The 9,927-nt window shown below is 68.1% G+C and carries 11 protein-coding genes and 1 riboswitch; of the genes, 7 read left to right on the forward strand and 4 right to left on the reverse strand.

The features are described from left to right. Window positions 1–6 precede the first annotated feature (6 nt). Together LY44_RS11650 and LY44_RS11655 are read right to left on the reverse strand one after the other, a co-directional pair. Entirely contained in the window at window positions 7–1,005 is a 999-nt protein-coding gene (locus tag LY44_RS11650; protein ID WP_055212901.1) for an aldose epimerase family protein, read from the reverse strand. Window positions 1,006–1,059: 54 nt separating this feature from the next. Then, window positions 1,060–2,019 (reverse strand): zinc ABC transporter substrate-binding protein, encoded by a 960-nt coding sequence (locus LY44_RS11655; protein WP_055212902.1) that lies wholly within the window; start codon window positions 2,017–2,019, stop codon window positions 1,060–1,062. An 84-nt stretch (window positions 2,020–2,103) separates the two neighbouring features. Here LY44_RS11655 and LY44_RS11660 point away from each other — a divergent pair, with 84 nt between their 5' ends. The 3 genes from LY44_RS11660 to LY44_RS11670 are packed head-to-tail and all read left to right on the forward strand — an operon-like array spanning window position 2,104 to window position 4,179. Then, complete coding sequence (locus LY44_RS11660; protein WP_055212903.1) at window positions 2,104–2,607, forward strand: Fur family transcriptional regulator; 504 nt, start codon at window positions 2,104–2,106, stop codon at window positions 2,605–2,607. Beyond that, window positions 2,604–3,401 carry an ATP-binding cassette domain-containing protein gene (locus LY44_RS11665; protein ID WP_111396019.1) on the forward strand — a complete coding sequence of 266 codons (798 nt, stop codon included), beginning with the start codon at window positions 2,604–2,606 and terminating at the stop codon, window positions 3,399–3,401. Before LY44_RS11660 ends, LY44_RS11665 begins: the two co-directional genes overlap by 4 nt. Next, a complete protein-coding gene (locus LY44_RS11670; RefSeq protein ID WP_055212904.1) occupies window positions 3,394–4,179 on the forward strand; it encodes a metal ABC transporter permease in 786 nt (261 codons plus the stop codon). The genes LY44_RS11665 and LY44_RS11670 overlap by 8 nt, the downstream gene beginning before the upstream one ends. Before the next feature lie 45 nt (window positions 4,180–4,224). Here LY44_RS11670 and LY44_RS11675 read toward each other — a convergent pair whose 3' ends face one another. Beyond that, entirely contained in the window at window positions 4,225–5,172 is a 948-nt protein-coding gene (locus LY44_RS11675; protein WP_055212905.1) for a 1-phosphofructokinase family hexose kinase, read from the reverse strand. Window positions 5,173–5,313: 141 nt separating this feature from the next. Here LY44_RS11675 and LY44_RS11680 point away from each other — a divergent pair, with 141 nt between their 5' ends. Next, entirely contained in the window at window positions 5,314–5,523 is a 210-nt protein-coding gene (locus LY44_RS11680; protein WP_055212906.1) for a hypothetical protein, read from the forward strand. Between the two features lie 13 nt (window positions 5,524–5,536). After that, complete coding sequence (locus LY44_RS11685; protein ID WP_055212907.1) at window positions 5,537–6,526, forward strand: DUF6976 family protein; 990 nt, start codon at window positions 5,537–5,539, stop codon at window positions 6,524–6,526. Window positions 6,527–6,568: 42 nt separating this feature from the next. On the opposite strand, the gene LY44_RS11690 is transcribed toward LY44_RS11685, so the two are convergent. Next, entirely contained in the window at window positions 6,569–6,973 is a 405-nt protein-coding gene (locus tag LY44_RS11690; protein WP_055212908.1) for a metallopeptidase family protein, read from the reverse strand. A 99-nt stretch (window positions 6,974–7,072) separates the two neighbouring features. On the opposite strand from LY44_RS11690, the gene gltX reads away from it, so the two are divergent. Both gltX and gcvT read left to right on the forward strand, forming a co-directional pair. Beyond that, on the forward strand, window positions 7,073–8,401 hold the full coding sequence (gene gltX, locus LY44_RS11695) for a glutamate--tRNA ligase (RefSeq protein WP_055212909.1): 1,329 nt from the start codon (window positions 7,073–7,075) through the stop codon (window positions 8,399–8,401). Window positions 8,402–8,572: 171 nt separating this feature from the next. Next, window positions 8,573–8,663: riboswitch (glycine riboswitch) on the forward strand. Window positions 8,664–8,811: 148 nt separating this feature from the next. Continuing rightward, window positions 8,812–9,921, forward strand: coding sequence for a glycine cleavage system aminomethyltransferase GcvT (gcvT, locus tag LY44_RS11700; RefSeq protein ID WP_055212910.1), 1,110 nt, complete (start codon window positions 8,812–8,814; stop codon window positions 9,919–9,921). Window positions 9,922–9,927: the final 6 nt, after the last annotated feature.

Raw genomic sequence — 9,927 nt, forward strand, 5'->3', positions numbered from 1 at the left:
GCCTCTTCAAGCGGCGGGACGGCGGGTCAGGTGCACGGCGCTACGTTGCCGCCAAGGCGTGCCGGGCGCAAGCGTGATCGGCGGGAAATCGGCATGGCGGGGCGCATCGGGCCAAAGCTGCGGCTCCAGCGCCACCCCGGCATGGGCGCCATAGGGGCTGCCCATCAGCCCGGGGAAGGGGGCGGACTGGAGCGCGCGGCCGTCATAGACCTGCAGCCCCGGCGCGTCGCTGTGCAGATCAAGGCTTACGCCCTTTGCGCCCGTCAGCTGCGCCACGGGGCGCAAGCCCTTGCCCGACAGGCAGAAATTGTGATCGACCGGGGGCAGGTCGGGCAGCGGGCGGGGGTGCCGCAGATCGAGGGTCAGCGTCTCGACCGGCACCGGGGAAAGCGGCAGGTTTTCGGCATCGGTGGGCAGGATCTGATCCGCCGCGACCGAGAGGCTGTGCCCCGCCGTCGTCGCCGTGCCGTCCAGGTTCCAATAGGGGTGATGTGCCAGGTTCATCAGCGTCAGCGCATCGGTTTCGGCCGCAAGCGTGATTTCCAGCGTGGCCGGGGGCGCCAGCCGGTAGGTGGCGCGGATCACCCGGTTGCCGGGCAGTGCCGCCGCGCCATGGGGCAGATCAAGGCGCAGCGTCACGGCTTCGGCGCTGGCCTCCTCGATCGTCCAGATGCGCTGCGAGATTCCCTCGGCGCCCGAATGCAGCAGGTTCGCCCCGTCATTGGGCTGCGCCTGCCAGAGCGTCCCGTCGAGCGTCACCTGCGCCCGGAAAAGCCGGTTCGCCACCGGCCCGACGACGGCGCCACACCAGTGCAGGCGCTGTTCGTAAGCGGCCAGAAGATCCGATCCCAGCACCAGCGGCCAGGGCGTGCCCGCCAGCCGCAGATCCTGCAGCGTCGCGCCGAAGGTCAGGATGCGCGCGGTCAGCTCGCCCGCGCGCAGCGTGATCGCCGCGACCCTCTGGCCGGTGCCGGTGGTGCCGAAACGGCGGATATCTGATGTCATGGGGCCTCCCGCTCTGGTGCTACTCCAGCACGGAAGGCCCCAAAGAACAAGGGATTACGGCGCGAGGCAGTCGCGCATCGCCTGGCCGAGACCCGAGAGCACCTGGTCGTAAAGCGCAGGCCCATAGGGCAGGGTCGAGCCCTCGGGGTCAAGCGCCGCGCCGCGTTTCACCGTCGTCCCCTCCAGCAGCATGTCGACCTGTTTCGGGTCGTGGTTCGCCTCGGGGAAGGCGCAGACGACGCCCTTGGCACTCAGGCTGTCGCGCAGCGCGGTCAGATGCGCGGCGCCCGGCTCGGCCGCATCGCCCATCGACACCGAGCCCGCCGCGCTCAGCCCGTAATGGCTGGTGAAATAGCCATAGGCATCGTGGAAGGTGACGAAGGAACGGCCCTTGAGCGGGGCAAGATCCGCCATCAGTTTCGCGTCGAGCATCGCCAGCCGCAGCCGCGCCTGCGCCGCATTCGCGATATAGGTCGCGCCATGTTCGGGGTCGCGCCGCGCCAGTTCCGAGCCGATCAGCGTCAGCCAGGTGCCCGCATTCACCGGCGAGAGCCAGGCATGCGGGTCAAGCCCCTCGTGGTGGTGCTCTTCGCCATGCTCCTCGTGATCGTGCGCGTCGTGATCGTGGCCTTCATGGCCGCCGACATGCGGCTTGCCGCCGAAATCCTGCAGCAGCGTTCCGGGCGCATCGAGCAGCGCCACCGCCTTGCCCGGCCCCTGCAGCCCGTCGATCGCCCGATCGAGCCAGGGCGTCATCTCGGGGCCGACCCAGAGCACCAGATCGGCCTCTTGCAGCGCCGCGGCCTGGCTGGGCTTGAGCTGGTAGGAATGCGCATTCCCCCCCTGTTCGAGCAGAACGGCGGGGCTGCCCAGATCGCCCATCACCTGCGCGACAAGTGATTGCACCGGCGGAATGTCGGTCACCACCTTCGGCACCTCGGCGAGGGACGGGCTGGCAAGGGCGGACAAAAGCAGGGCGGTCAGGGCGGGGCGTGTCAGGGCGGGGCGTTGCATGGGGTTCCTCGGCAAGGCTTGCGGGTCGGGAGCCGGTTCTCTATGTTATGAGATAACAAGTCAAGCAAAATGTGATAGAGTAACATGAACGGCAAGACCGATCCGGGCCGCGCCTTCGCGCATCACGACCATGCGCATTGCGCGGGCGACACCTTGGCGCGGGCCGAGGCGGAAGCCGCGCGGCGGGGGTTGCGCTTTACCCCGGTGCGCAAGCGGGTGCTGCAGATCCTGCTGGAAGCCCATCGGGCGATGGGCGCCTATGAGGTGCTCGACCGGCTCTCGGCCGAGGGCTTCGGCAATCAGCCGCCGGTGGCCTATCGGGCGCTCGAATTTCTGGTCGAGGCGGGTCTGGCGCATCGGGTGCAGGGGCTCAATGCCTTTGCCGCCTGCATGCATCCGGGCGAGGTTCATGCGCCGGTCTTTCTGATCTGCCGCGATTGCGACGCCGTGGCCGAGGCACAGGCGGCGCCGGTGCGGGCGGCTTTGGATCAGGTCGCGGGCGCGCTTGGCTTTGCCATCGAGCGCGCCAGTTTCGAGGCGGTGGGCCTGTGCCCCGCCTGCCGTGCCCGGGCCGAGGCGGCGACATGATCCCCCTGATTTCGGCGGAAAATCTGTCCGTGCGCCATGGCGAGGCGGTGGTGCTGGCGGGGGTCGATTTCACCCTTGCGCCGGGCGAGATCGTCACGGTCGTGGGGCCGAACGGCTCGGGGAAATCGACGCTGATCCGGGCGCTGATCGGGCTGGAACCGGCGGCGACGGGGCGGGTCACCCGCGCGCCCGGGCTGCGCATCGGCTACGTGCCGCAGAAACTGCATATTGACGCCGGTCTGCCGATGACGGTGCGCCGCTTCCTGTCGCTGCCCCGGCGCGTCCCGGATGCGGCGGCCACCGCGGCGCTGGCGCGGGTCGGCGTGCCGACGCTGGGGCCGCGGCCGCTCGCCCGGCTTTCGGGCGGGCAGTTCCAGCGCGTGCTGCTGGCGCGGGCGCTGCTGGGCGCGCCGCAGGTGCTGATCCTCGACGAGCCGACGCAGGGGCTCGATCAGCCCGGCACGGCGGCCTTTTACCGGCTGATCGAGGAGGTCCGGGCCGAGACCGGCGCCGCGGTGCTGATGGTCAGTCATGATCTGCATGTGGTGATGGCGGCCTCGGACCGGGTGGTCTGCCTCAATGGCCATGTCTGCTGCGCGGGCACGCCCAAGGTGGTCTCGGCCGCGCCGGAATATCGCGCGCTCTTCGGGCTGGGGACGGGCGGGGCCTTCGCGCTTTACCGCCATGTGCATGACCATGACCATGAACATGACGAGGGCCACGGTCACGATCCCGCCGCACCGCACAAGGCGCATCCGCATGTGCATGGACCGGAGTGCCGTCACGATGCTTGACGATTTCCTGACCCGCGCGACGCTGGGCGGCGTCGGGCTGACGCTGGCGACGGGGCCGCTCGGCTCTTTCGTGATCTGGCGCCGCATGGCCTATTTCGGCGATGCGACGGCGCATGCCGCCATTCTTGGGGTGGCGCTGGCCTATGGCTTTGGCGTGTCGGTCTATGCGGGCACGCTTGCCGTGGCGTTGGCGATGGCGCTGACGGTGGCCAGCCTGTCCGGGCGCGGCCATGCGATGGACACGGTTCTGGGGGTGCTGGCCCATTCGGCGCTGGCCTTCGGTCTCGTCGCGGCCTCGTTCCTGTCCGGGCTGCGCGTCGATCTTTCGGCCTTTCTTTTCGGCGATATCCTGGCGGTCAGCCGCGCCGATCTGGCGGTGATCTGGGGCGGTTCGGTGCTGGTGGCGGCGGTGCTGGCCTGGCGCTGGCAGGGGCTTTTGACCGCGACGGTGAACGAGGAACTGGCGCAGGCCTCGGGGCTTGATCCGCGGCGCGAGCGGCTGGTTCTGGTGCTGGCGCTGGCGCTGACGGTGGCGGTGGCGATCAAGATCGTCGGCGCGCTGCTGATCGCGGCGCTGCTGATCGTGCCCGCCGCCGCGGCGCGGCAACTGGCGCGCAGCCCCGAGACGATGGCACTGAGCGCCACCGCGCTTGGCGCGCTTGCGGTGCTGGGCGGGTTGCAGGCCTCGCTCGCCTTCGACACGCCTGCCGGTCCCTCGATCGTCGCGGTGGCGGCGGGGATCTTTGCGCTCACCCTCATGGTGCGGCGCGCAGGCTAGGGGGCGCAGGGGGGCAGAGCCCCCCTCGCGTTCGGTTTTGGGGCCTCAGATCGTCTCGAGCGTCGAGACGCGCAAAAGCCGTTTCACATCGGCGAGCGTGCAGAGATCGGTGGCGGGCGTCATCACCGCCGCCGCCGCCGCTGCCGCGCCCCAACGCAGCGCCTCGGGCAGGCTCAGGCCGCGGCCGAGGCTGAGGGTGAAGGCGGCGACGAAACTGTCGCCCGCGCCGACCTTGGACACGACCTTGTCGGGAATGGCCTGCGCCACCCAGCGCTCGGTCTCGGTCGCCAGCACGTTGCCATCGGCGCCGCGGGCGACGACGACAGCGCGGGCGATGCCGCGCCGGACCAGGTCCTGCGCGAAATCGGCGCTGTCGGCGCGCGCGGGCAGGGCGCGGCCCGCCAGTTCCTCGGCTTCAAGATCGTCCATCCGCAGCACGTCGACGGGCTTCGCCCCGGCGGTCAGCAGCTGGTGCAGCGCTTTGCCCGAGGTATCCAGAAAGAACCGCGCCCGGGTGCGGGAGATCTTCGTCGCCAGCCGCGCCGGGAAATCGTCGGGCACGCCCGGCGGCTGGCTGCCCGAGAGCACGACGATGCCGTTTTCCGGCGCCGCTTTCGCGATCCGGTCCATCACCTTCGTCACGTCGCTGCTGGACCAGGTCGGGCCGGGCATGACGAAGCGGTATTGTTCGCCCGTCGCCGCATCGGTGACGGTCAGGCTTTGCCGCGTCTCGCCGGGCGCCGGGAAGGGGGCCAGGCCGATCCCCTGTTCGGCCAGCAGATGCATGACCTTGTCGCCGGTCGGCCCGCCCAGCGCCACGAAGGCGGTGGAATGCCCGCCAAGCGCCGAGATCGCCCGGCTGACGTTCAGCCCGCCACCGCCGGGATCGGTTTCGGGGCGGGTGCAGCGCAGCTTGCGTTCGGGGGCGACCTGATCGGCATGGATCGAAAGATCGACGGTGGGGTTCAGGGTGACGGTCAAAATGGCGGTCATGCCGGGTCTTTCCTGCGGCCCGGGGGCCGGTTTCGGGTCTTTGGCGCTAACATTGCAGGTTCGCGCGCAGGGGGGAAGGGCGGAAACCGGTCTTTAACGCATTGCTGGTGTGATGCGCGTCACATCCTGAGGAGGAGAAACATGATTCCCGACCTGTCCGATCCGCGCTGGAAACGGGTTCTTACCGGCACTTCCGATCTGTCCTCGGCCTCGCTTGCCACGCGCATCCTGATCTCGCGGTTGCGCCGCGAAGTTGCGGAAGCACCGGCGGCCCTGGCCGGAAAGATCGGGGAATTGCGGGACTTCGTGGCGAAGAACCCCTTTGCCCTGGCCGATGCGGCGAAATTCTGAACGGAGACGACCGATGAAGAACGAAATGCTCACGGTCGCCGAGGCGGCCAAACGGATCGAAGCGGGCGACGTGATGGCGATCGCCGGCGACGAATCGCTTCTGGCGCAGCTGCCGCGCGGGGCCTGGATCGGCGGCACCACCGTCTATTTCGTCACCGAGGATGGTGGCGCGGTGGTGCGCGACAAGCTTTTCTGCACCACCTTCCCCAAGGCCAGCGCCGCGACGCCGCGCCATCTGTGGGTGGACGAGTTGCCCCGCATCGCCGAAGGTTACAAGCCCGGCGGCGTTACCATGATCATGATCCCGGCCTTCTCGGTCGCGCATGCGCAATTCGCGGTGGACGGTCAGACCTGGCCCGGGCTGTTCGATCAGCCGCTGGCGGGCTGGATCACCGGCGTGCATCTGGATGACATCGGCAAGAAGGCGCCCAAGGTCTTCGACGGCGCCACCGGCAAGGGGCATGACGAGGGCGCGGTGCTGCTGCATGTCGCCCTGCCCGAAGGCGTGGCGATCGATCTCGACATTCTCAACATCTTCGCGCAGGGCGATGATGCGAAACTGACCTTCAGCTTCGCCGAGGGCGGATTTTCGGCGCGGACCGCCCGGGTCAACGGGGCCGAGGTCGATCTGGCGCGCTACATCACTGAAAACGGCATCGACACCCGTCTGCCGCTGGTGGCGAATTACGCGGGCGCGCTGGTCAATGTCTCGATCCAGTCGGTCGATGTCGCGGCGGGCGAGGTGAAATTCTATGCCCCGGTCGTGGCCGGGGTGGAATATCGTCTGGCCAATGCGCTGGGCTCCTATGCGCAGGCCTTCGCGCAGGGCGCGGGCGCGGCGGGCGCGGGGCAATATTCCTGCAACTGCATCCTGAACTATCTTTACGGCGAGCTGGAAGGTCAGCGCACCGGCGCCTTCACCGGCCCGGTCACCTTCGGCGAGATCGCCTATATCCTGCTCAACCAGACCCTGGTGCGGATGGAGATAACCGACGCCGCCTGAGAATGCGGACAGGGCGGGGCGGTCCGGCAGGGGCGGCCCCGTTCATTCCCACCAGCGGTCGATGCGGGCGATATCGTCATCCGACCAGCCGAAATGATGCGCCAGCTCGTGCACGAAGACATGCGCGACCAGCGCATCAAGCGGGACATCGCCCCGCCCGGCCCATTCATCCAGGATCGGACGCCGGAACAGCCAGATCACATCCGGCCCCGTCGGGTCGAAGACCGATTTTTCCGTCAGCGGCACGCCTTCGTAAAGACCCGTCAGCTCGAACGGGTCTTCGATCTGCATCTCGTCGAGCACCGCATCGGCGGCGAAATCCTCCACCCGCAGCACCACCGCGGCGGCGGGGGCGCGAAACGCCTCGGGCAGGGCAGCGCGGGCGGCTTCAGCCATCGCTTCGATCTCGGCCAGACTTGGCGCCTCGCGGCCTTTCCAGAGGGTCATCTTCACGGCTCCTTCATTCCCGCGGGGGCAGGCTTTCCCCGCCAGATATGGACAAAACCCTCGGCCTGTGAAAGAGCAGACAGTCAACAGGAGAGCCCGATGACCGTCGTTACCCGCTTCGCCCCCTCGCCGACCGGCTACATCCATGTCGGCAACCTGCGCACCGCGCTGATGAACTACCTTGTCGCCCGCAAGGCCGGCGGCACCTTCATCCTGCGCATCGACGATACCGATCAGGAACGCTCGAAGCAGGAATATGTGGATGCGCTGAAGGCGGATCTGGAGTGGCTCGGCCTGACCTGGGACCGCGAGGAACGGCAGTCGGCGCGCTTTGACCGCTACGAGGCGGCGGCGGAAAGCCTGCGGTCGGTGGGGCGGTTTTACGAATGTTTCGAAAGCCCGACCGAGCTGGACCTGAAGCGCAAGAAACTGCTGAACATGCACAAGCCCCCGGTCTATGACCGCGCGGCGCTGAAGCTTTCGGCCGAGGACAAGGCCCGGCTGCGCGAAGAGGGCCGCGACGGCTACTGGCGCTTCCTGCTCGATCAGACCCGGATCGAATGGCATGATGGCATCATCGGCGACATTTCGATCGACGCGGCCTCGGTTTCGGATCCGGTCTTGATCAAGGCCGACGGGCAGGTGCTTTATACCTTTGCCTCCTCGGTCGATGACATCCAGATGGGCGTGACCCATATCGTGCGCGGCGCCGACCATGTGACCAACACCGCGACGCAGATCCAGATCATGCAGGCGCTGGGGGGCGTGCCGCCGAGTTTTGCGCACCATTCGTTGCTGACCGGCGCGAAGGGCGAGGAACTGTCGAAGCGGCTCGGCACGCTCTCGATCCGCGATCTGCGGGCGAATGGCATCGCCCCCGAGGCTTTGTTGAGCCTGATGGCGCGGCTGGGGTCGAGCCAGCCGGTCGAGCTGCGGATGAGCCTCGACGAGATCGCCGAGGGCTTCGATCTGTCGCAATTCGGCGCGGCGCCGACGAAATTCGACCCCGAGGATCTGATCCCGCTGACGCGGGCGCGCAACCAGCACCTGCCGTTTGAAAAGGTCGAGGACGAGATCCGCAAGCTCGGCATTCCGCCGCATCTGGCGCGGGATTTCTGGGCCGTCGCCTCGAAGAACATCGACAAGCTGTCGGACCTTGCGCATTGGGCCGAGCTGGTGCTGGAGGGCGCCGAAGCGGTGATCGACCCGGAAGACGCCGAATTCGTCGCCGTGGCGCTGGCGCTTCTGCCCGATCTGCCCTTTGCCAAGGACACCTGGGCCGCCTGGACCGCCGCGGTCAAGGAGGCCACCGGCCGCAAGGGCAAGGGGCTGTTCATGCCGCTGCGCAAGGCGCTGACGGGGCAGGCGCATGGGCCCGAGATGGCCGATCTGATGCCGCTGATGCAGAAGGTGCGCGCCAAGGTGTGACGGCTGGGGGCGCTGCCCCCAGACCCCCGAGGTATTTCGGGCAAGATGAAAGGGGGCGGGTTTTCCGGCCCCTTTTTTGCTGTCCGGGCGAGAGGGTGTCGGATTTTTCCCGAAAGCGTCGGATTTGTTTTTCCCTCTTGCCAGAGTGTCGCACGACGGGCTAGATCGGAGGCGTCAGGATCGGGAGACGCTGGCCGCAAGGTCAGGGCCGAAGGAGCAACCGCCCCGGTAAACTCTCAGGCAAAAGGACCGTTCTGACAAAGAACTCTGGAGAGTGACCCCGCCCGGGACGTTCGGGAAGGTCCGCCGAAGGGATAACGATCTCAGGCGCCGACAGGCAGGGACAGGGGGGGCATCGAGCGGGCGAAAGCCCAGGGATTCGGTGCCGGGTTTCCGGCTTGGGGGATGCGATGGCCGGGGATACGGGCTTGAAGCGCACGGCGCTTTGCAATCTGCATGTGGAATTGGGGGCGAAGATGGTCCCCTTTGCGGGCTGGGACATGCCCGTGCAATATCCGATGGGGGTGCTGAAAGAGCATCTGCACACCCGCGCTGCGGCCGGGCTGTTCGACGTCAGCCACATGGGGCAGGTGATCCTGCCGATCGAAGCGGTGGCGGCGCTGGAGGCTTTGGTGCCGGTCGATATCGCCGGGCTCGGGCTGAACCGGCAGCGTTATGCGATGTTCACCAATGACGCGGGCGGCATCCTGGACGATCTGATGGTGGCGAACCGCGGCGATCATCTGTTTCTGGTCGTCAATGCCGGCTGCGCCGAGGCCGATATCGCCCATCTGCGCGCCCATGTGCCCGGCGTGATCGTGGTCGAGGGTCGCGGCCTGCTGGCGCTGCAAGGCCCGCAGGCGGAAACCGCGCTGGCGCGGCTGATCCCGGGCGTTGCCGCGATGCGGTTCATGGACACGGCGAGCTTCATTTGGGAGGGCGCCGATCTCTGGGTGTCCCGGTCCGGCTATACCGGCGAGGACGGCTTTGAAATTTCCGTACCCGAAGGCGTGATCGAGGGCTTTGCCCGCGCGCTTCTGGCGATGCCCGAAGTGGCGCCGATCGGCCTTGGCGCGCGTGACAGCCTGCGGCTGGAGGCCGGGATGCCGCTTTACGGCCATGACATCGACACCGAGACCTCGCCCGTCGAGGCGGGTCTGGCCTGGGCGATCCAGAAGGCGCGGCGTACCGGCGGCGCGCGCGAAGGCGGTTTCCCGGGCGCGGATCGTATCTTGCGCGAGCTGACCGAGGGGGCCGCGCGCAAACGCATCGGCCTGCGCCCCGAGGGCCGGGCGCCGATGCGCGAAGGCGTTGAAATCTATGCCGAAGCGACGGGCGGCAGCCCCATCGGCCGGGTCACCTCGGGCGGCTTTGGCCCCTCGATCGACGGTCCGATGGCGATGGCCTGTCTGCCCGCGGATCTGGCCCCCGGCGCCCTTGTTTACGGCGAGGTCCGCGGCAAGCGGCTGCCCGCCCGCGTTTCCGACCTGCCTTTCCATCCCACCAGCTACAAGCGATAGGAGCCA

Source organism: Rhodobacter capsulatus (assembly GCF_003254295.1).
Taxonomy (GTDB): domain Bacteria; phylum Pseudomonadota; class Alphaproteobacteria; order Rhodobacterales; family Rhodobacteraceae; genus Rhodobacter; species Rhodobacter capsulatus.